Source organism: Roseateles saccharophilus (assembly GCF_031458095.1).
In the GTDB taxonomy this organism is placed as follows: domain Bacteria; phylum Pseudomonadota; class Gammaproteobacteria; order Burkholderiales; family Burkholderiaceae_C; genus Pelomonas; species Pelomonas saccharophila_A.
Genome location: NZ_JAVDXU010000002.1, coordinates 511,263 through 531,188, shown reverse-complemented (window position 1 = coordinate 531,188; position 19,926 = coordinate 511,263). Strand labels below are relative to the sequence as shown.

The 19,926-nt window shown below is 69.7% G+C and carries 20 protein-coding genes; 13 read left to right on the top strand and 7 right to left on the bottom strand.

Annotated features, from left to right (window positions below; translation table 11 throughout):
* Nucleotides 1–9: 9 nt before the first annotated feature.
* Genes J2X20_RS15065 through J2X20_RS15055 form a run of 3 tightly spaced genes read left to right on the top strand, consistent with a single transcriptional unit; the run spans nt 10 to nt 1,627 of the window.
* Complete coding sequence (locus J2X20_RS15065) at nt 10–576, top strand: helix-turn-helix domain-containing protein (RefSeq protein ID WP_310266163.1); 567 nt, start codon at nt 10–12, stop codon at nt 574–576.
* The gene (locus J2X20_RS15060) at nt 573–1,091 is read left to right on the top strand and encodes a GNAT family N-acetyltransferase (protein ID WP_310266161.1); all 519 of its coding nucleotides are present in this window, start codon (nt 573–575) and stop codon (nt 1,089–1,091) included. Before J2X20_RS15065 ends, J2X20_RS15060 begins: the two co-directional genes overlap by 4 nt.
* A gap of 14 nt (nt 1,092–1,105) precedes the next feature.
* Nucleotides 1,106–1,627, top strand: coding sequence for a GNAT family N-acetyltransferase (locus tag J2X20_RS15055; protein WP_310266159.1), 522 nt, complete (start codon nt 1,106–1,108; stop codon nt 1,625–1,627).
* Between the two features lie 2 nt (nt 1,628–1,629).
* On the opposite strand, the gene J2X20_RS15050 is transcribed toward J2X20_RS15055, so the two are convergent.
* The 3 genes from J2X20_RS15050 to J2X20_RS15040 all read right to left on the bottom strand — a co-directional run bounded on the left by J2X20_RS15050 (nt 1,630) and on the right by J2X20_RS15040 (nt 5,338).
* A complete protein-coding gene (locus J2X20_RS15050; RefSeq protein ID WP_310266157.1) occupies nt 1,630–3,942 on the bottom strand; it encodes an ATP-binding protein in 2,313 nt (770 codons plus the stop codon).
* A 94-nt stretch (nt 3,943–4,036) separates the two neighbouring features.
* Complete coding sequence (locus J2X20_RS15045) at nt 4,037–4,318, bottom strand: BTH_I0359 family protein (protein ID WP_310266155.1); 282 nt, start codon at nt 4,316–4,318, stop codon at nt 4,037–4,039.
* A 123-nt stretch (nt 4,319–4,441) separates the two neighbouring features.
* Nucleotides 4,442–5,338 (bottom strand): hypothetical protein, encoded by an 897-nt coding sequence (locus tag J2X20_RS15040; protein WP_310266154.1) that lies wholly within the window; start codon nt 5,336–5,338, stop codon nt 4,442–4,444.
* A gap of 34 nt (nt 5,339–5,372) precedes the next feature.
* Between J2X20_RS15040 and J2X20_RS15035 the strand changes: the two genes are divergently transcribed.
* Together J2X20_RS15035 and J2X20_RS15030 are read left to right on the top strand one after the other, a co-directional pair.
* Complete coding sequence (locus J2X20_RS15035; RefSeq protein ID WP_310266150.1) at nt 5,373–6,155, top strand: fumarylacetoacetate hydrolase; 783 nt, start codon at nt 5,373–5,375, stop codon at nt 6,153–6,155.
* The gene (locus tag J2X20_RS15030) at nt 6,152–7,090 is read left to right on the top strand and encodes a nucleoside hydrolase (protein WP_310266148.1); all 939 of its coding nucleotides are present in this window, start codon (nt 6,152–6,154) and stop codon (nt 7,088–7,090) included. Before J2X20_RS15035 ends, J2X20_RS15030 begins: the two co-directional genes overlap by 4 nt.
* On the opposite strand, the gene J2X20_RS15025 is transcribed toward J2X20_RS15030, so the two are convergent.
* Both J2X20_RS15025 and J2X20_RS15020 read right to left on the bottom strand, forming a co-directional pair.
* Nucleotides 7,076–9,775, bottom strand: a complete 2,700-nt coding sequence (locus tag J2X20_RS15025; protein ID WP_310266145.1) for a bifunctional acetate--CoA ligase family protein/GNAT family N-acetyltransferase — start codon at nt 9,773–9,775, stop codon at nt 7,076–7,078. The two genes, J2X20_RS15030 and J2X20_RS15025, sit on opposite strands and share 15 nt — an antisense overlap.
* A gap of 10 nt (nt 9,776–9,785) precedes the next feature.
* Complete coding sequence (locus J2X20_RS15020; protein WP_310266142.1) at nt 9,786–10,724, bottom strand: histone deacetylase family protein; 939 nt, start codon at nt 10,722–10,724, stop codon at nt 9,786–9,788.
* Nucleotides 10,725–10,880: 156 nt separating this feature from the next.
* Between J2X20_RS15020 and J2X20_RS15015 the strand changes: the two genes are divergently transcribed.
* Nucleotides 10,881–11,951, top strand: a complete 1,071-nt coding sequence (locus tag J2X20_RS15015; RefSeq protein ID WP_310266138.1) for a diguanylate cyclase domain-containing protein — start codon at nt 10,881–10,883, stop codon at nt 11,949–11,951.
* 41 nt (nt 11,952–11,992) lie between these two features.
* On the top strand, nt 11,993–12,667 hold the full coding sequence (locus J2X20_RS15010) for a DUF4197 domain-containing protein (RefSeq protein ID WP_310266135.1): 675 nt from the start codon (nt 11,993–11,995) through the stop codon (nt 12,665–12,667).
* Here the strand turns inward: J2X20_RS15010 and J2X20_RS15005 are convergent.
* Nucleotides 12,664–13,146, bottom strand: coding sequence for a GFA family protein (locus J2X20_RS15005; RefSeq protein ID WP_310266132.1), 483 nt, complete (start codon nt 13,144–13,146; stop codon nt 12,664–12,666). The genes J2X20_RS15010 and J2X20_RS15005 overlap by 4 nt on opposite strands.
* 59 nt (nt 13,147–13,205) lie before the next feature.
* Here J2X20_RS15005 and J2X20_RS15000 point away from each other — a divergent pair, with 59 nt between their 5' ends.
* On the top strand, nt 13,206–14,063 hold the full coding sequence (locus J2X20_RS15000; RefSeq protein ID WP_310266130.1) for a ProQ/FINO family protein: 858 nt from the start codon (nt 13,206–13,208) through the stop codon (nt 14,061–14,063).
* Here the strand turns inward: J2X20_RS15000 and J2X20_RS14995 are convergent, their stop codons facing one another.
* On the bottom strand, nt 14,064–15,443 hold the full coding sequence (locus J2X20_RS14995; RefSeq protein ID WP_310266128.1) for a leucyl aminopeptidase family protein: 1,380 nt from the start codon (nt 15,441–15,443) through the stop codon (nt 14,064–14,066).
* A 170-nt stretch (nt 15,444–15,613) separates the two neighbouring features.
* Between J2X20_RS14995 and J2X20_RS14990 the strand changes: the two genes are divergently transcribed.
* The 5 genes from J2X20_RS14990 (at nt 15,614) to J2X20_RS14970 (ending at nt 19,748) form a co-directional block, all read left to right on the top strand.
* A complete protein-coding gene (locus J2X20_RS14990; RefSeq protein ID WP_158593544.1) occupies nt 15,614–15,787 on the top strand; it encodes a hypothetical protein in 174 nt (57 codons plus the stop codon).
* A 114-nt stretch (nt 15,788–15,901) separates the two neighbouring features.
* Entirely contained in the window at nt 15,902–16,474 is a 573-nt protein-coding gene (locus J2X20_RS14985) for a hypothetical protein (protein ID WP_310266123.1), read from the top strand.
* An 11-nt stretch (nt 16,475–16,485) separates the two neighbouring features.
* Nucleotides 16,486–17,040 carry a tRNA-uridine aminocarboxypropyltransferase gene (locus tag J2X20_RS14980; RefSeq protein ID WP_310266120.1) on the top strand — a complete coding sequence of 185 codons (555 nt, stop codon included), beginning with the start codon at nt 16,486–16,488 and terminating at the stop codon, nt 17,038–17,040.
* Nucleotides 17,041–17,049: 9 nt separating this feature from the next.
* On the top strand, nt 17,050–19,146 hold the full coding sequence (locus J2X20_RS14975) for a protein-disulfide reductase DsbD family protein (RefSeq protein ID WP_310266118.1): 2,097 nt from the start codon (nt 17,050–17,052) through the stop codon (nt 19,144–19,146).
* Nucleotides 19,143–19,748 (top strand): redoxin domain-containing protein, encoded by a 606-nt coding sequence (locus J2X20_RS14970; RefSeq protein ID WP_310266116.1) that lies wholly within the window; start codon nt 19,143–19,145, stop codon nt 19,746–19,748. The genes J2X20_RS14975 and J2X20_RS14970 overlap by 4 nt, the downstream gene beginning before the upstream one ends.
* Nucleotides 19,749–19,926: the final 178 nt, after the last annotated feature.

Here is a 19,926-nt window from a genome sequence, read left to right as displayed (position 1 = left end):
CTGGAATGAATGGACATCACGCAACGTATCGGTCGCCGCCTTCATGAGCTGCGCTCTGCTGCCGGCCTGTCGCTGGATGCGCTGGCACAGAAGAGCGGTGTCAGCCGCTCCAACATCTCGCTGATCGAGCGCGGCCAGAGCAGCCCGACGGCGGTGGTGTTGGACAAGCTGTCGTCGGCCCTGGGCGTCAGCGTCGCGTCGATGTTCGAGGTCGGCCCGCCGCCTGCTGCACCATCGCCATTGGCGCGTGTGGCCGACCAGCCCGTCTGGAGCGACCCGGCCTCGGGCTACGTCCGCCGCAATGTGTCGCCCGCCGGCGTGTCGCCGCTGCAATTGGTGGACGTCGTCTTCCCGGCCGGCCAGCGCGTGGCCTTCGAGACCTCGGAGCGTGATGCCGATATCCATCAGCTGGTCTGGATGATCGACGGCGTCATGGAGATAGCCCATGGCAGCGAGCAATGGGAGCTGAACCCGGGCGACTGCCTGGCCATGCGCCTGGATGCCCCCATCCGTTTCCACAATCCTGGAAGCAAGCCGGCGCGCTATCTCGTCGCCCTCACTGGAGCCCGCCCATGACCACGATCCGCGAACTCGACGGCGCCGAGGCGCTGGCCCGCGTGGGCGAACTGGCCGAGGTGCTGCGCGACTGCGTCGAGGGCGGTGCCTCGGTGGGCTTCATGTTGCCGCTGGCCGAGGGGCGGCCCGAGACCTTCTGGCACAAAGTCGCTGCCGGCGTCGCGGCTGGCGAGCGCCATCTCTTTGTTACCGAGGATAGCGACGGCCGCATCTGCGGCACGCTGTCTCTCGTCATCGACATGCCGGACAACCAGCCGCATCGGGCGGACGTGTCCAAGATGCTGGTCCATCGCCGCATGCGCAGGCAAGGCGTGGCGGAACGGCTGCTGAGGGCGCTGGAGGCGAAGGCGCGTGAGCTGGGCAAGACGACGCTGGTGCTGGACACCGTCACAGGCAGCGATGCGTCGCGGCTCTATGAGCGAACAGGGTGGCAGCTTGCCGGAGACATCCCGCGCTACGCGCTGATGCCCGACGGCGAGCCCTGCTCAACCACCTACTACTTTCGCCACCTGTGAACCGGGAGCCCCGCATGGAGTTCATCGCCTGCACCTTGGAGGCGCATGGAGATGCCATCCTCGACATCTTCAACGAAGCCATCCTCAATTCAACGGCGCTCTACGACTACAAGCCGCGTCCCCGCGAATCCATGGACGGCTGGTTCAAGACCAAGCAGGCCCATGGCTTTCCCGTCATCGGAGCCGTGGATGAGCGGGGCCGCCTGCTTGGCTTCGCGAGCTACGGCACTTTCCGCGCCTGGCCGGCCTACAAGTACTCGGTGGAGCACTCGGTCTATGTGCACAAGGATCAGCGTGGCAAAGGCTTGGGCCCGGCGTTGATGACACGGCTCATCGCTGCAGCCCGCGAACGGCAGGTGCACGTGATGGTGGGAGGCATCGACATGAGCAACCTGGGTAGCATCGCTCTGCACGAAAAGCTGGGTTTCCAACATGCCGGCACCATCCGGCAGGCCGGCTTCAAGTTCGGCCGCTGGCTGGATCTTGGCTTCTACCAGTTGGTGCTGGACACGCCCGAGCACCCCGTGGATGGCTGAGGTCAGCTGGCTCGAAAGCCTATGCCCCGCCGCTCCCTCACCTCCGGCTTCGCCCGATGTTCCGCCTCCAGCTGAGCCAGGAACTCATCCGGCGTGAAGGCCTCGCCGAGGATTTCGACCTGCTGCCTCACGGCCGCGAAGTCGCCATGGGTCAGGCAATCCATCGCCACCAGCCGTGAGCGCTGCTCATCGGTGGGTGCCGCACCCGCCTCACGCTCGAACATCGCCACCCGCTGCTCCGGCTTCAAGGCCTTGAAGCGGATCTTGAAGGCAAAGCGCCGCAGCGCAGCTTCGTCCAGGTCGTCGAAAAGATTGGTCGTGCAGATGAAGAGGCCGTTGAAGCGCTCCATGCCGGCCAGCATCTCGTTGACCTCTGACACTTCGTAGTTGCGCTCGGCATGCTTGCGGCTGCGCAAAAAACTGTCGGCTTCGTCGAGCAGCAGCACGGCGCCTTCGGTCTGCGCCGTGTCGAACATGCGGGCCATGTTCTGCTCGGTCTCGCCGACGAATTTGCTGGCGATGTCGCTGGCGCGGCGCACCATCAGCGGCCGGCCCAGGGCCTGGGCGATGTGTTCGGCAAGCGCGGTCTTGCCGCTGCCGGGCGGGCCATAGAAGCACAGCTGGCCGGTGCCCTTGCGGCGCAGCGCCTCGACGATGCGCGGGATCTCGAAGCGGCTTTCGCAGTTCAGCAGCTCCAGCGCATAGCGGGTGACGCAAGGCCGCGCCATGCTGCTGCCGTCGTCGCGGCCCAGGGCCTTGTCGGCATTGAGCAACTGGCGTTCGATGAGCTTCTCGGCGGCGTCGGCCGTGCCGGCCAGCTGGGCGAAGCGCACGGCGGTGCGGATCTGCGCCGGCGTCAGGCCCGGACGCTCGGCCAGCTTGGCGACAAAGCCCTCGCTGACGGTGACTTCACCCAGGGCCTTGGCCACCAGACCCTTGCGCGCGCCGGGCGGCGGCGACTTCAGCTCCAGGTGGTACTGGAAGCGGCGGCGGAAGGCCGGGTCGATCTGCTCGATGCGGTTGGTGACCCAGATGACGGGCACCGGGTTGGTTTCCAGGATCTGGTTGACCCAGGCCTTGCCGCTGACCGAGTTGCCAACCCCGCCTTCGCCGCTGGCGTCCAGCCGGTTCAGCAGCGAGGCCGTGTCGCTGGACAGGGGGGGGAAGACGTCCTCGACCTCGTCGAACAGCAGGGCCACATTGGCGCTGGCCTTCAGGAAGACCTGGCTGATCTGCAGCGAGCGGTAGCGGTCGCGGCCCGAGAGCGAATTGCCGTCGCGGTCGGCGTACTCGACTTCGTAGAGATCCAGCCCCGCGGCTGCGGCGGCTACCTTGGCCAGTTCGGTCTTGCCGGTGCCCGGCGGGCCATAGAGCAGCACGTTGACGCCGGTGGCATGCGTGGCCACGGCCTGGCGCAGCATGCCCTTGAGCAGGTCGAGATCCTCGACGACGAAGTGGAAATCGGCCGGCGCCAGCGTGCTCGGCGCGGCCGGCCGCGTGAACACGGCCATCAGGTCGTGCGGGCCCTGGTATTCGCGCATCAGCACCGGCGGCAGCTGGTCGCTGACCTTCATCAGGTCGGCCAGGTCGGTGATGTTGTGTTCCGAGATCAGGTTCTCGACCATGCCGATGCGCTCCAGGCGCGAGCCGGCACGCAGGGCCTCCGCCACTTCACGCTCGTCCACGCCGGCGACGGCAGCAATCGCGGCAAAGGCTTCCTGGGCCGTGTTGACCTTGAACTCGACCAGGGCGCCGCGCAGTTCGCGCTGATAGCGGGCCAGCGTGCCATAAAGCAGGATGGCGCGCTCGGCCGGATTCAGCTGCAGCAGCGTACCCAGGGCGGCGATGTTCTTCTCGACCAGCGTCGACTCGCGCTTCAACTGGCGGTCCAGGTGCTCGCAGGTCGTGGCGAGCAGGGCCATCATGTCCTTGGGCGCGTCCTTGACGTATTCGTCGAGGTAGAAGAACAGCGTCGCTTCGCTGAACGGCCCGCTCCATTGGCCGAAGCGGTCGAGAAAGGCCTCGTCGCCCAGCGCTTCGTGGCCGCGCCACAACTCGTTGCCGGCGCAACGCTGGGCGAGGTAGCCGCGCAGCCTTTGCAGCACGCGGGTGGGCCAGACCAGATGGCGGCCGGTGAAGGACAGCAGGCCGTTGAAGTCGCGCCGCAGATTGAAGCGGCCCGCGTGCCTGACGGTCAGCGTCAGCACGAACTGCGAGCACATGCGGTCCAGCACCGGGGCGCTGTCCAGGCCGGGCGAGGGCAGCACGCGGGCAGATGCCCGGGAGGCTGTCTCAGCGGCGACTCGCTTCACCATTCGATGGGCTCCTTGCGCCGCCTGCAGCGGCGGCGCGGACCCATCTTGTATCAGGCTTGGGCGCAGATCAACGTCAGATCGGCCCCCCAAATGTTCAGTGCATCACGACCGGCTGCTGGCCCATGACGGCATAACGCTCGATGAAGGCGTCGAGTTCGTCCTCGGACGGCTCGCCGTCTTCAATGAGAGCCTGCACCCCTTGCGAGAAGGATTCGGCCAGGGCGCCCTCGATGAAGATTTCCTTGCGGGCGAACTTGTCGACGATCTCGAAACCGCCCCGGTTGATCTGGGGGCCTTCCTCGACAGCCTGGGGCACGTCGGTGGGCACGTCGAACTGGACGACGATGAAGCTGTCGGAGTTGTAGAGCATGTGCATGGAGTTCTCCTCACGGCTTCAACTGCGGGTGGGGCCAAGTGTTTCAAGCCCCGCTTGGTTCAGATACTGGCAGAACGCCCCGCTGTTCGGGTCATCCCATGCGCTGACAACGTGTAGGAAGCGTCAGGAGTTCACGTCGGACAGACGGATTTCGAAACCGCGGGTTTCCGGATCGCCCTGGCGCAGCCGCACCGGCCAGTAGCCACGGGCCGGGTCCAGCCACAGCTCGACGCCGGGGTCGCGCTCGCCCAGCGGCAGGCGGCGCAGATGCAACAGGCCGGCGTCTTCCGGCGCTGATTCAACGGCTTCGAAGGTCCATTCGCGCAATTCGCCACGCAATCCGGCCACCCAGACACGCCAGCGCCCGCCCGGTGCCGGGGCGGCCTGCACCAGGGCGGCGAGTTGCAGCCACCAGGACAGGCGGTCCTGGGTGCCCTCCGGCAGCTCCAGCTGGGCCGGGCTGCTTGAGAAGCTGACGCGCCGCCCTTCGGCATCGAAATTGATCGCCTGGCGATCCTGGCCGCCGCGCTGCAAGGCGAAGCGTTCGGGCGCCAGGCCGGCGCTGCCCGTATGCCCCAGGCTTTCCCAGGCCGGCAGGGTGCGCTCGCCGACACGGCGGGTCAGACGCAGGCTGTAGCGGCCGTCGGCCTCGGGGCGCCAGTCCAGCAGGGCCTCGCCGTCCTGGCCGCTCTGGCGCAGCCGGTACTGCCAGGTGGCCGGGCCGGCCAGTCGCAGCAGGGGCGAGTCGGGCGCCGCTGGAGGGGCCTCGACGGCCGGCAGCGGTGGCCGGCTGCTGGGTCGGGTCGAGCGGGCCTGGGCCGAGGGCGGGACCGGCAACGCGGGCTCCGGCAGGGCCGCGGGCAGGGTGGGCGGTTGCAGCAGCGCGACGCTGACGGCGCGCGTCGGCCGCGTGGCGCTGTCCTCACGCACCCGCTCGCCGCCCAGCAGCGCCAGATGGGCGAGCAGGCTGGCCGCCAGCGCAAGCGCGGCGGCGCGGGGGGAGGGCAGGCCGGCGCGCATCGCACAATGCTGCCATCACCGCTGCCCCTTCCTCATGAAACTCGCCAGCTACGCCGACGGCTCGCGCGACGGCCACCTCGTCGTCGTGTCGCGCGACCTGACCCAGGCGCATTACGCCACCGGCATCGCCACGCGCCTCCAGCAGGTCCTCGACGACTGGGGCTTTCTCGCCCCGCAGCTCGAAGACCTCGCCGTGCAGCTCAACCACGGCAAGCTGCGCCATGCCTTCGCCTTCGAGCCCGAGAAATGCGTGGCGCCGCTGCCACGCGCCTATGGTTGGGCCGTTGTCGACGTCGAGGGCAGCGTGCGCCGCGAGGCAGGCCAGTTCCAGGGCCCGCATCAGCCTCTCAGGGCGCCGGCCGCCTGTGAGCCGGCCCTGGCCGTCATCACAGGCGATCTCGCTGCCGCCAGCGACGCGGCTGCCGCCCTGGACGCCCTGCGCCTGCTGACGCTGGCCGTGGACTGGCGCCTGGATGGCGACCTGATCGCCACCCACTGCGCGCCGCTGGCCGTCACGCCCGACGAACTGGGCGAGGCCTGGGGCGGCGGCCGCCTGCAGGCCCGCCTCGTCGCCCTGCACAACGGCGCCAAGCTCGACCCGCGCGATGTGGCCGCCGTGCCCGGCGACGCGCTGGCCCGCCTGGCCCGCCTGCGGGCGCTGCGCGCCGGCCAACTCGCCGGCGTGTCCCTGGGGGCGCTGGAGCTGCCGCTCGCGCCGGGGGACAGCCTGCGCCTGGACCTCAAGTCCGCCGACGGCCAGCACAGCCTGTTCGGCGCCATCGACCTCGATCTCGCACCGCCGCCCGCACTCCCATGAGCCACGCCATCATCATCGACACCGATCCCGGCCAGGACGACGCCATCGCCCTGCTGCTGGCCGCCGCCAGCCCCGAGCTGGAGCTGCTCGGCGTGACGACGGTGGCCGGCAATGTGCCGCTGGCGCTGACGACGCTGAACGCGCGCAAGGTCATGGAGCTGGCCGGCCGCCGCGACGTGCCCATCTGCGCCGGCGCCGACCGCCCGCTGGACGTGCCCCTGGTCACCGCCGAGCATGTGCATGGCGACACCGGCCTCAACGGCGTCGAACTGCCCGATCCCACGCTGGCCGTCGACTCCCGCCATGCCGTGGACTTCATCATCCAGACCTTGCGCGAGCGCGAGGCCGGCACGGTGACGCTGTGCCCGCTGGGGCCGCTGACGAATATCGCCCTGGCCCTGCGCCGGGCACCCGACATCGCGGCGCGCATCCGCCGCATCGTGCTGATGGGCGGCGGCTTCTTCGAGGGCGGCAACGTCACGCCGGCGGCCGAATTCAACATCTATGTCGACCCACGGGCGGCGCACGAGGTCTTCAACAGCGGCGTGCCCATCACGATGGCGCCGCTGGACGTCACCCACGAGGCGCTGACGACGGCAGCGCGTATCGAGGCCATCCGCGCCCTGGGCAATCGCGTCGGCAGCGTCGTCGCCGCCTGGATGGAGTTCTTCGAGCGCTTTGACGAAGAGAAATACGGCCAGGACGGCGGTCCGCTGCACGACCCCTGCGTCATCGCCTTCCTGCTCCAGCCCGACCTGTTCTCGGGCCGCGTCTGCAATGTCCGCATCGAGACCCAAAGCGAGCTGACGCGGGGCATGACCGTCATCGACTGGTGGGGCGTCACGGGCCTGCCGGCCAACGCCCAGGTGCTGCGCCATGTCGACTCGGACGGCTTTTTCGCGCTGCTGACGCAGAGGCTGTCAGCGCTGCAGTGAGCGCGTCACCAGCTTGAAGTCCGGGTCGTCGGGGAAGGGCTTGACCGCGAAGCCCAGGCCGCGCATCAGCTTGAGCATGTCGGCATTGTTCGTCAGCACCAGGCCCTCGATGTCGGCCAGGCCCTTCTCGCGGGCGGCATCGGTGATGCCTTCCATCAGCCGCGAACCCAGGCCCTTGCCGCCGAAGTCGTCGGCCACGAGCAGGCTGAACTCGCAGCTGGTCTGGTCGGGGTTGGTGATGATGCGCGACACGCCGACGATGCGTTCCGCCTCGTCGAAGCCCCCGTCGTCACGCGCCGTGCGCTCGGTGTAGACGGCCACCAGCGCCATCTCGCGGTCGTAGTCGATCAGCGTCAGGCGCGCCAGCAGCCCGGGCGGCAGCTCCTTGATGGCGCTGGCAAAGCGGAAGTAGCGGCTCTCGGGCTTGAGGCCGCGCACCAGGTCCTGCAGCATCTGCGCGTCGTCGGGGCGCACCGGGCGCACGCTCACCTCGCCGCCGCCGGCCAAGGGCCAGATCTGCTCGAAGCGCGCGGGGTAGGGCAGGATGGCCAGGTGGGGATAGTCGAAGGCGCGCGGGCTGCCGGCCTGGGGGCCGGGCTGCAGCACGATGCGGGCGTCCACGGCAACGGCACCCGTCTCGTCGACGATCAGCGGGTTGATGTCCATCTCGCGCAGCTGCGGGAACTCGCAGACCATCTCGCTGACGCGCAGCAGCACCTGCTCCAGCGCCTCCAGGTCCGCGGGCGCGCCGCCCTGCCAGCCTGTGGCCAGGGTTTCGGACACGCGGGCGCGCTCGATCAGGCGGCGGGCCAGGAACTGGTTCAGCGGCGGCAGCTCCATGGCGCGGTCGGCGATCAGCTCGATCATCGTGCCGCCGGCGCCGAAGACGATGGTGGGGCCGAAGGCTTCGTCCGTCACCAGGCCGACGCAGACCTCGTGGCCGCGGCGTGCGCGTGCCATCTTCTGCACTGTCACGCCGTTGATGCGCGCCTGCGGCTGCAGCCGCTTCACGCGGGCCACCATCTCGTTGAAGGTGTCGCGCGCCGCAGCGCCGCTCTGGATGTTCAGGGCCACGCCCTGCACGTCGCTCTTATGAGCGATATCGGGCGAATCGATCTTCAGCGCCACCGGGAAGCCGAGCTGGGTGGCCAGCATCATGGCCTCGTTGGCGCTGCGCGCCAGCACCGTCTGCGTGACGGGGATGTGGAAGGCCGCGAGCAGGGCCTTGCTCTCCATCTCGGTCAGCGTGCGGCGGCGCTCGGCCAGCACGCTCTCGATGAGCAGGCGCGCGGCCTCCACGTCGGGCTGGGCCAGGCTGGACATGGGTGGCGGCGTCTGCATCAGCAGCTGCTGGTTGGCGTAGAACGAGGCGATGTTGCCGAAGGCGCCCACGGCCGCCTCGGGGGTGCGGAAATTGGCAATGCCACCGTCGTTGAGGACGCGGCGGGCTTCCTGCACGGAGGCGTCGCCCATCCAGCAACCCAGCAGCGGCTTGGCCGTGGCGGCCTTGGCCCTCACGACGGCGCGCGCCACCTCGGCGGCGTCCGAACCGATCTGCGGCGCATAGATGGCCAGCAGTCCGTCGATGGCCGGGTCGGCCGCCGCGGCCTCGAGTGCGAGGCGGAAGTGTTCCGGCGTCGCCTCGGCCGACAGGTCGAGCAGGTCGGCCAGCGAAGCGCGACAGGGCAACTGGGGCGAGAGGGCCAATGCGCCGTCGGGCGACAGGCGGCCGAGCTGCAGGCCGATCTCGCTGACCCAGTCGGCTGCCAGCACGCCCGGGCCGCCGCCGTTGGTGATGATGGCCAGGCGCTTGCCGACCGGCCGGTAGCGCGCCGCCAGGCATTTGGCGGCCGAGAACAACTCGACGAAGCTGCGCACGCGCACCGCACCGGCGCGGCGCAGCGCGGCGTCGAACACATCGTCGCTGCCGACGATGGCACGGCTGTGCGTCAGGGCGGCCTCGTTGCCGGCGCTGCGCCGGCCGGCCTTGAGCACCACCACGGGCTTGGCATGTGCCGCAGAGCGCAGCGCGCTCATGAAGCGACGCGCGCTGGAAATGCCCTCCAGGTAGACGACGATGCTCTGGGTGCGGTTGTCGGCGGCGAGGAAGTCGAGCACCTGCGCCAGGTCGACCGCCGCGTTCGGGCCGAGGGACACGACCTGGCTGAAGCCGACATGGTTCTGCCGCGCCCAGTCCAGCATGGCCGAGGTCAGCGCACCGGACTGCGACACCATGGCCAGCGAGCCCTCCGCCGCCAGGGGGCCGGCCGCACTCGCATTGAGGTTCAGCTGCGGGCGCTGGAAGCCCAGGCAGTTGGGGCCGAGCAGGTGCACGCCTTCGCGGCGGGCGATGCGCTTGAGCTGGGCCGCCTGCTCGGGCTCGATGCCGTCGCTGATGATCAGCGCCGAACGGCAGGCAATGCGGCCGGCCACCTCCAGCGCCGCGGCGATCTCCCCGGCCGGTAGCGCGATGACGGCCAGGTCGGCCCGCGAGCGCGCCAGCTCGCCCAGGGTGCCGGTGGTGTCGCCGTGCAGGAACTGCGGCGGGCTCGCGCCGGGAGCGGCAGCCAGCGCGGCGCGCAGCACGCGCGCCTGGCGGGTCTGGCGCTCGGGGTCGTCCGGCGGGCCGGCGAAGACCACCACCGAAGCAGGCATGAACAGCGGCGTGAGGAAGTGGTGATCCATGCAGCGAACTCTAGTCGGCGCCGATCAGCACCTTGACATGGGCCGCCACGCTGCGCGCCAGCGGGTTGAGGACGTAGCCGCCCTCCAGGCAGGAGATGACGCGACCGCGGCAGTGGCGCTCGGCGACGTCCATCAGCTGGCGCGTGACCCAGGCGTAGTCCGCGTCGACCAGGCTGAGGTGGGCCATATCGTCCTCGCGGTGGGCGTCGAAGCCGGCGCTGATGTAGATCAGCTCGGGCCGCAGGCGCTCCAGCGCCGGCAGCCAGTGATCGGTGACGGCAGCGCGGAACGCCTCGCTGCCGCTGCGCGGCGCCAGGCCGACGTTGACCATATTGGGCGCATCCTTCAGAGAGCGGCCGTCCGCGCCGTTGAAGGGATAAAGGCCGGTCTCGAAGATGCTGCACATCAGCACGCGCTCGTCGCCGGCCAGGATGTCCTCGCTGCCGTTGCCGTGGTGGACGTCGAAGTCGACCAGGGCCACGCGCGTGAGGCCGTGCACATCCAGCGCGTGGCGGATGCCGACGGCGACATTGTTGAAGAAGCAAAAGCCCATGGCGGCGTCCTGCTCGGCATGGTGGCCGGGTGGGCGCACGGCGCAGAAGGCGGCTGGCACCTGGCCGCCCAGCACGAGGTCGGTCGCCAGCACGGCGGCGCCCGCGGCGCGCAAGGCGGCGGGGAGGGTGTGCGGGTTCATGCAGGTGTCCGGGTCCACCTGCACATGGCCCCGCGCGGGCGCGGCGTCGAACATGCGCCGCACGTGCAGGGCCGTGTGCGCCCGTTCCAGCTGGGCCTCGGTGGCCAGTGGTGCGTCATAGGGCAGCATGTAGTCCAGCAGCCCACGCGCCAGCAGCGCGTCGGCGATGGCGGTCAGGCGCTGCGGGCATTCGGGGTGGCCTTCGCCCATGTCGTGACGGAGGCAGTCGGGATGGCTGATATAGGCGGGCAGCATGGGTGTCTCCGGCGCGGCTTGTGTCATCGAGCGCTGGCAAGCCATGCTAGGCAGCCGCCCAGGGCGCGTCTTGACTCAACGCAAGCCCCCGACCGGAAATATCTGCGTGTCGACATCATTTATGCCGCAGTGCAAAATCCAGGCTTGAACAGGGGCATGCCCGACAGAGCGCACAGCGCCACGGGCCGCATCCGCAGCGGATGCAGCCAGGAGATGCATGTGCCGAGCAGGGAAAAGCTGCTGGAAGTGATTGCCATCCAGACCGAGGTGGCCCGCCTCGGGCTGGACCTGGGCAGCGTGATGAACCTCGTCGTCGACCGCACCCTCGGTCTGGTCGGCGCGGAGGGCGCCGCGGTGGAAATGGCCGAAGGCGACGAAATGGTCTATCGCGCCGCGGCTGGCCGCGCCGCCGGCAGCCTGGGACTGAGGCTGGGGCGTGGCAGCAGCCTGTCGGGCCTGTGTGTCCAGCAGGGCCTGGCGCTGCGCTGCGACGACGCCCTCAGTGATCCCCGGACCGACCGGGCCGCCTGCGAGCGCCTGGGGCTGCGTTCGATGGTGGTCGTGCCGCTGCGCCACCACGGCGTGACTGTGGGCGTGCTGAAGGCCATGTCGAGCCGCGTGGCCCGGTTTGACGAGCGTGACGTGGAAGTGCTGGAGCTGTTGTCCGAGCTTGTCGGCGCGGCCATGTATTTCGCGACGCGCTACTCGCCGAGCGAACTCTTCCACAAGGCCACGCACGACAGCCTGACCAACCTGCCCAACCGCTCGCTGTTCCTGGACCGCCTGCGGGCCTCGCTGGCGCATGCCGAGCGCGATGGCAAGCCGCTGGCCATCGTCATGCTGGACCTGGACGGGCTCAAGCCCATCAACGACACCCATGGCCACCGCGCGGGCGACGCAGCGTTGCTGGAGTTCGCGCGTCGTCTCACGGCCTGCGTGCGCCAGTCGGACACGGCGGCGCGCCTGGGTGGCGATGAATTCGGCGTGCTGCTGCGGCCCTTGGCCGCCGAGGGCGGGCTGGCGACGACCCTCAGTCGGCTGGAGCTGCAGGTCAACGGCAGCTTCCTGTTCGAGGGCCACTCCCTGCCGCTCGCCGCCAGCATGGGCGCGGCCAGCTGCCCCGATGACAGCCTGGACGTGGGGGAATTGCTGGATCTGGCCGATCAACGCATGTACAGCCGCAAGCGCGAGACCCAGCGGCCGTCCCGCGCCATCGCCTTCAACTAGGGGCCGGTGGCAAGATGGGGCTCCGTCATCTGGAGCCCGCCATGCAGCGCCGCCTCGTCATCGTCACGGCACCCTTCGTGCTGCTGCGTCCCGCCTGGGCGCTGAACCTGAGTGAGGGCGACGCCAATGCCGGCATCCGCACCGCGCTGGAACGTGGTGCCAATGCGGCCGTCGCCTTGCTGGGCCGGCCCAACGGCTTCCTCGGCAACCCTCTCGTCAAGATCGAGCTGCCGGGCTATCTGAAGGACGCTGCCAAGCTGCTCAAGGCCACCGGCCAGGGCGCCAGGCTGGACGAGCTCGTCACCGCGATGAACCGCGCCGCCGAAGCCGCCGTGCCGGCGGCCAAGCCCTTGCTGGTGAAGGCGGTCAAGGACATGAGCGTCGACGACGGCCTGAAGATCCTCAAGGGTGGCGACGACTCGGTGACGCAGTTCTTTGCCGGCAAGACGCGCGAGCCGCTGGGCCAGCAGTTCCTGCCCATCGTGACCAAGGCGACCGAGAAGGTGGCACTGGCCGACAAGTACAACGCCGTGGCCAAGAAGGCCGGCAGCTTCGGCCTCGTGAGGGGTGACGAGGCCAATATCCAGCAGTATGTGACGGCCAAGGCCCTGGACGGGCTCTATCGCATGATCGGCGAGGAGGAGAAGAAGATCCGCCAGGACCCGGTGGGTACGGGCAGCGCCATCCTGAAGAAAGTGTTTGGCGGTCTGGGCTAGAAGCCGTGGGCCCGATGCCACTCGGCGAGTGACATCTCCGGGTACTCATCGAAGCGCGGATCCTTGGCGTGGCCTTCCACCTCGACCCAATCCGCCTTGGAGCCCACCATGCAATGCACATGCTCGGGCGGCGTTGGCAGCGGCGTGTCGATGGCGCTGGCATGCGGATGCACGAGTTCCGGCCAGGTCGGGTCCCACAGCCACAGCGCACTGCCGCACTTCACGCAGAAATAGCGCCGCGCGCTGCTCTTGTGCCTGCCCTTGCCGTCCTTGTCGGGCAGCTTGGCTCGGTAGATGTGCAGATGCCGCTTGCCCTTGACCTTCATCGTGTGGGTCAAGGCGCCCAGGTTGATTGCGTAGCCGCCGGCGCCGGCCGTCTTGCGGCAGATGGAGCAGTAGCAGCGCATGAAAGGCAGGGGCGAATCGGCCTCGACCGAGAACTTCACGCTGCGGCAGTGGCAGGAGCCTTCAAGATGCATTTGCTGGCCTTTGTCGAGGGATGCGTGCAGGCGGCCATGATGGCCGACAATCCCGCCCCTTGCTTGCCAACCGCTTTGCGATGAATTCCGATCTGCCCGATCCCGTTACCCCGTCCGACGAAGCCGCCGCCGCGCCTGCACCCGAGGCCCAGCCGGCTGCTGCGCCCGCCGCGGCGCCCGTCGACGCCACCGCAGAGCTCAAGGCCCTGTTCCCCGCGCTGTTCACCGGCAAGCCCAAGCCGGTCAAGCTGCGTATCCAGGCCGACATCCAGGAGCGCGCGCCCGGCAAGTTCACCAAGGCCCAGCTCAGTGCCTTCCTGCGCCGCTACACCGGTGGCACCGGCTATCTGATCGCGCTGACCCAGGCCAAGACGCGCTTTGACCTCGACGGCCAGCCGGCCGGCGAGATCACCGAGGAACACCTCAAGGCCGCCCAGGAAGAGCTGACCCGCCGCCGCGGCCTCAAGCAGGAGCGGGAGCAGGCCGAGCAGGAGCGTCATCGCCTGGAGGCTCAGCAGCGCCGCAACCGTGCCCAGCTGCTGTGGGACTTCGAGCGCACGACGCTGACCGAGGCCAACTTCTGCGTGCTCAAGGGCGTGGTGGCCGAAGAGCTGCCGGGCCTGCTGGACATCGCGCGCAAGGAGCGCGCCGAGGCGCCACCGGCCCCGCCGCGCGAGGCCCGCCGCGATGGCCAACCGCCGCGCCGTGACGACCGGCGCCCCGGTGGCGGTGGCGGTGGCGGTGGCGGTGGCGGTGGCCGACCGGAAGGTCGCCGCGAAGGCGGCCGGCCGCCGCAGCGCCAGGGCAAGAAACCGGATCAGCCGCGTCGCGACCCAGCCGCCAAGCCGCAGCCCGCCAAGGAGCAGCCGGCGGCCCAGGAGGCTCAGCCGCCCAAGAAGGATCAGGCGCCCGAGTAATCAGGCCGAATACCGCTGCTCCAGGTAGGCCAGCAGGGTGCGGATGGTCTGCGCCTCGCCGCCCACCGGCCGGCCAGCACGCGGGGCATCGTTCCAGGCAAACAGGTCGACGTGCAGCCAGTCCTGCTGGGGCGGCAGGAAGTCTTCCAGGAACAGGGCCGCGTTGATGGCGCCGGCCAGCGGGCTCTTGCCCGTGTTGACGATGTCGCCGATCGTGCTTTCGATGCCGGCGTGATAGGGCGCCCACAGCGGCATATGCCACAGCGGGTCATCCAGCTTCAGGCCCAGGTCGACAAGGTCGCGGGCGGTGTCCATGTGCTTGGCGAACAGGGCCGGCAGCTGGGCGCCCAGGGCCACGCGGGCGGCGCCGGTCAACGTCGCCAGGTCGATGACCAGATCGGGCTTGCCCTCGGCGGCATAGGCCAGGGCGTCGCAGAGGATGACGCGGCCTTCGGCGTCGGTGTTGCCGATCTCGATGTGCAGGCCCTTGCGGGTCTTGATGATGTCGCCGGGACGGTAGGCATTGCCGGAGATCGAGTTCTCGACCGCCGGGATCAGCAGTTGCAGCCGCACCGGCAGCTTGAAGGCCATGATCAGCGTGGCCAGGCCCAGGGCATTGGCGGCGCCGCCCATGTCCTTCTTCATCTGGCGCATGCCTTCGCCGGGCTTGATGTTCAGGCCGCCGGAGTCGAAGCAGACGCCCTTGCCGACCAGGGCCAGCTTGGGATGCTTGGGATTGCCCCAGTTGATCTCGATCAGGCGAGGTGAGCGCGTGCTCGCGCGGCCGACCGCATGGATGCTGGGGAAATTCTTCTTCAGCAGGGCGTCGCCCACGGTTTCGGCATAGCTCGCGTCGTACTGCTTGGCCAGGGCCTTGGCGGCGGCGGCCAGCTCGGCCGGGCCCATGTGCTCGGCTGGCGTGTTGACGAGGTCGCGCGTCGCCGCGATGGCGGCGGCCAGGGCCAGGCCGCGTTCGGCGTCGGCGCCGCCCTTGAGCGCCAGCGTCGCTGGGGCGCGCTTGGCCGGCTTGTAGAGGTCGAAGCGGTAGCCGCCCAGCTCCCAGGACATGGCCGCGGCCTCGGGCAGCAGGGCCAGACCGGCCTCGTCGAGCTTGTAGACGCCTTCAGGCAGGGCCAGGGGCAGGGCGCTCAGCGCAAACGGGTGGGCGGCGTGGGCGACGCCAGCGAAAACCTGGGCCAGGCAGCCGTCGGCGCCCGGCACCAGGGCGTGGCTGTCCGGGGCGCCGACAAAGCCGACCGTCGCCAGCCAGGCCCGCGTGGCGGCGGGCAGGCCGCCAGCCAGGGCCTGGAAGGCGGCGCGGTCGACGACGGTGATGGGGGTGGCCTTGGCCGGGAGGGTCTTCTTGAGCTGAACGGTCATTGCGAAGTCCTGGGATTCCAAAACCGGCATTGTCGACACACCGGGTGACCGCAGGCCACAACTGCAAAGAAGTGTGTTCAGCCTGTCAACCGCCGCCGCCGGGCCGCCGTTGTGCCTCCCAATCGCGCCGCTCTCGGCGTGAGACGGCCCCCCAAAGGCCAGACAGCACCATGAAGATCCAGCCCCGCACCGAACACCAGCCGCGCCGCCTGCCCCTCCCGGAAGCCGCCTGGAGTGCCGAATCCGTCGAAAAGGGCCGCAAGCACGAGGCCTTCGACACCGGTTTCTACAGCGGCGAACGCCGCGGCCTCGCCCGCGCCCAGCGCTTCGACCGCAAGCGTTAATTTGTAAGTCCCCCTCCCAGCCCACCGTCCACCCCCTGGACGGTGGGCTTTGTTTTGCCCGAACGGGAAATCCTCCCGAATCCGCGGGCCCGACAGCGCCGAGAATGCGCCCCCATGAAAGCCGCCCGTCGCTCCATCGCCTTCTTTTCCGGCCTCCTGCTGTACTGCTTCGGCGCGGGCGCGGCCATGAAATACGCGAGCACGGGCCTGCCGCGGCAGGTCTACGCCCAGCTGGGCGGCCGCAACAGCCTGCAGGTCATGCTGGGCGAGGCCGTAGCCATTGCGCTGATCCTCTTCATCGTCGCGCTGATCTGGGGCTATCTGACCCTGCGCCCGCAGCGCCGCCGCCACCGCCCCTATGTCGCCTGGATGATGTCCGGCATCGGCGCGGCCTGGGCGGGCTGGCTGATCTTTGGTGCCTTCAGCTTTGCGTTGAAGCCGCGGGCCTATTCGGCGCCGCTGCAAAGCCTGCTGCTGTCGTCCAATGCCGCGCCGCTGTTCGGCGCCCTCAACATCTTCGGCGTCGTCGGCGGCGTGTGGCTGGCCGGACGGCTGGCGAAGCGGCGCCAGGAAGGCCTGCCCAGCACACGCTCGCGCCGCAGGAGCGAGGAAGCCGCGGCCGAGGCCGGCGCCGACAGCACGGTGTCGACGATTGCGCCGCACTCCGTCTCGCCGCCGGCGAACTGAACCGGGCTGACATGCCCCGCGCGGTCTGCCCGCGCTGCGAGCGCCCGGCCCGCACCTGCCTGTGTGCGACGCTGCCGGCCCCGCTGGCCGTGCGCACCGAGCTGGTCATCCTGCAGCACCCGGCCGAGGCCGGGCACGCCAAGAACACCGCCGCCTTCCTGGCGCTGGGACTGAACCCGCCGGCGCGGCTGCTGCGTGGCGAGGTTTTCGACCCGGCCCTGGCGGGACCCGGCACGGCCCTGCTCTACCCGGGTGGGGGCGAAGCCGCGGCTGCGGCCAGCGTTGAGCGCCTCATCCTGCTCGACGGCAGCTGGCGCCAGAGCCGCCGCCTGCTGGCCGCCAATCCCTGGCTGGCGGCCCTGCCGCGCCTGAGCCTGCCGGAGCAGCCCGGCCGCTATGCGCTGCGCCGCGCACACAGGCCGGGACAGCTGTCGACTTTGGAGGCCGGGCTGCATGCCCTGGCCCTGCTGGAAGACCAGCCGGAACGCTTCGCGCCGCTGTGGTCGGCCTTCGATGCATTTGTGCGTGCGGGCCTGTCACGGCGGGGTGAAAGCAGTTTGGCCTAGGATTTCGGGATGCTCTCGTTCCTGCGCCCCTTTCTCCCGGCCTTGCTGGCCGCCCCTTTGCTGGCTCTCGCCGCCCCGCCTGAGGCCGCCACCGAGCATGTGCAAGCCCGCCTGGTTTCCAGCCAGGCCACAGTGGCGCCGGGCCAGCGCTTCACGGTAGCGCTGGAGCAGAACATCAAGTCGCATTGGCACACCTACTGGCTCAACCCCGGCGACTCGGGCCAGGCGACCAGCATTGATTGGAATGGTGCCCAGGCCGGCGCCATCCAGTGGCCCACGCCCTCCATCCAGGCCATCGGCCCCATCGTCAACTACGGCTACGAGGGCCGCGCTGCATTGCTGGTCGAGCTGACGGTGCCGGCCGAGGCCAAGCCCGGCGGCCGCTTCACACCGGCGGCCGAGGTGAAGTGGCTGGTCTGCAAGGACGTCTGCATTCCCGAGCAGGTGTCGCTGGGCCTGGATTTGCCCGTCGCGGCCCAGGCCAAGGCGGGTGCCGATGCAGCCCAGATCGAAGAGTGGCGCGGCGCCATTCCCAAGCCGGCGGCCTTCGCCGTTCAGCTCAAGGCAGCGCCACAAGGTGTGCGGCTCAGCGGCCCGACGGCCGGAGTCACCAAGGCCTATTTCTTTGCCGACACCTGGGGCGCCGTGGCCCACAGCGCGCCCCAGGCCTTCAAGGCCGAGGGTGGCGGCTGGGCGCTGGACATCCCGGCGGGGGACGAACCCGTGCCCGCCGGCAAGCCGCTGTCCGGCGTCGTCGTGCTGACGACCGGGGCCGGCGACCAGGCCTGGACCATCTCCGCGGCCATGCCCGAGGGCGCAGGCAAGGGTCCCGGCCCGGCCGATCTCAGCGCAGCGGCGGCCGAAACCGTGGCGCCCGCAGCCGCGCCGGAAAGCGACCTGGGCCTGCTGCCCGCCCTGGCGCTTGCGCTGGTCGGTGGCCTGATCCTGAACCTGATGCCCTGCGTCTTCCCGGTGCTGTCCATCAAGGCCCTGGCCCTGGTGCGCGAGGGCAATCACAAGGCCGAGGGCCTGGCCTACACGGCCGGCGTGCTGCTCAGCTTCGCGGCCCTGGCGGCCGTGCTGATCGCGCTGCGCGCCGGCGGCCAGCAGGTGGGCTGGGGCTTCCAGTTCCATTCGCCGGTCTTCGTCCTCATCGTCAGCTATCTGCTCTTCCTGGTCGGCCTGAACCTGTCGGGCTTCTTCGACGTGGGCGGCAGCTTCACGGGGCTGGGCTCCAACCTGGCCGCCAGGCAGGGCCTGGCCGGCAGCTTCTTCACCGGCGTGCTGGCGGCCGTCGTCGCCACGCCCTGCACGGCGCCCTTCATGGGTGCGGCCCTGGCCTTCGCGCTGTCCCAGCCGGCCGCCGTCATGCTGGCTGTCTTCCTGGCCCTGGGCCTGGGCCTGGCCCTACCTTTCCTGATCCTGGCCTTCTGGCCCGCCGCCCAGCGCTGGCTGCCGCGGCCGGGCGCGTGGATGGACAAGTTCAAGCAATTCCTGGCCTTCCCCATGTATGCCGCCGTGGTCTGGCTGCTGTGGGTGCTGGCCCAGCAGGCCGGGCCGGACGGCGTCGCCATGGCCCTGAGCGGCCTGGTGCTGATCGCCTTTGCGCTGTGGCTGCTGCGGGCCGGCCAGGGCTGGGTCAGCCGGGCGGCGATGCTGGCCAGCGTGGTGCTGGCACTGGGCGTCATCCACTGGATCAGGCCGGTCTCGGCGGCCGACGTGCCGGTCGCTGCCACCGGCTCCGCCATCGAGGCCTACAGCGCCGAGCGCTTGGCCGAGTTGCGCGCGCAGAACAAGCCGGTCTTCGTCAACATGACGGCGGCCTGGTGCATCTCCTGCCTCGTCAACGAGCGCGTCGCGCTGTCGCGCCCCGAGGTCAAGGACGCATTCGCCAAGGGCGGCGTGGCCTATCTGAAGGGCGACTGGACCCGCGAGGATCCCAACATCACCGCGGTGCTCAAGGCCCATGGCCGCTCGGGCGTGCCCCTCTACCTCTACTACGCGCCGGGCGCCGCCGAGGCTCAGGTGCTGCCGCAGATCCTCACGCCCGGCCTTGTCGTCGAGGCCATCTCCCCACCCCCCGCTTCCTCCAGGAGTTCGACATGACCTTGCTTCGCCGCAGCCTGCTCGCCGCCCTGATCCTGCCGGCGCTGGCCCATGCCAACGCCAACGTCGACGCGCCAGCGCCGACCTTCTCCGCCACGACGGCCGACGGCAAGACCGTCAACCTGGCCGACTACAAGGGCAAGACCGTGGTGCTGGAATGGACCAACCACGACTGCCCCTATGTGAGAAAGCACTACGGCAGCGGCAATATGCAGAGCCAGCAAAAGGCCGCCACGGCCCAGGGCGTGGTCTGGTTGCAGGTGATCTCGTCCGCACCTGGCCAGCAGGGCTTCGTCGACGGTGCGGCCGCGCAGAAGCTCAATGCAGAGCGCGGTGCGGCGCCCACCGCCACCCTGCTGGATCCCAAGGGCGAACTCGGCAAGCTCTACGGTGCCCAGACGACACCGCATATGTATGTCATCAAGGCCGACGGCACCCTGGCCTACAAGGGCGGCATCGACAGCATCGCCACGCCCAACAAGGACGACATTGCCAAGGCCGAGCCCTATGTGACCGAGGCCCTGGCCGCCGTGGCCGCGGGCCGCAAGGTCGAGAAGGCGTCGACGCGGCCCTATGGCTGCAGCGTCAAGTACGCGAGCTGAGATGAAGCCCCTCGTCCAGCCGCACACCGCTGAACGCGGTGCGTCTGACCGGTCCCCCGAGGGGACGGCGATGCTCGCGGCATTGAGCCGCGAGCACATCGCCAGACGGGCCGGCTCGGGAGCGGCCCAGCGCTCGGCCCCGAAGGCCTCGGTTTCGTAGGCTGTGGACAGCGCTCAG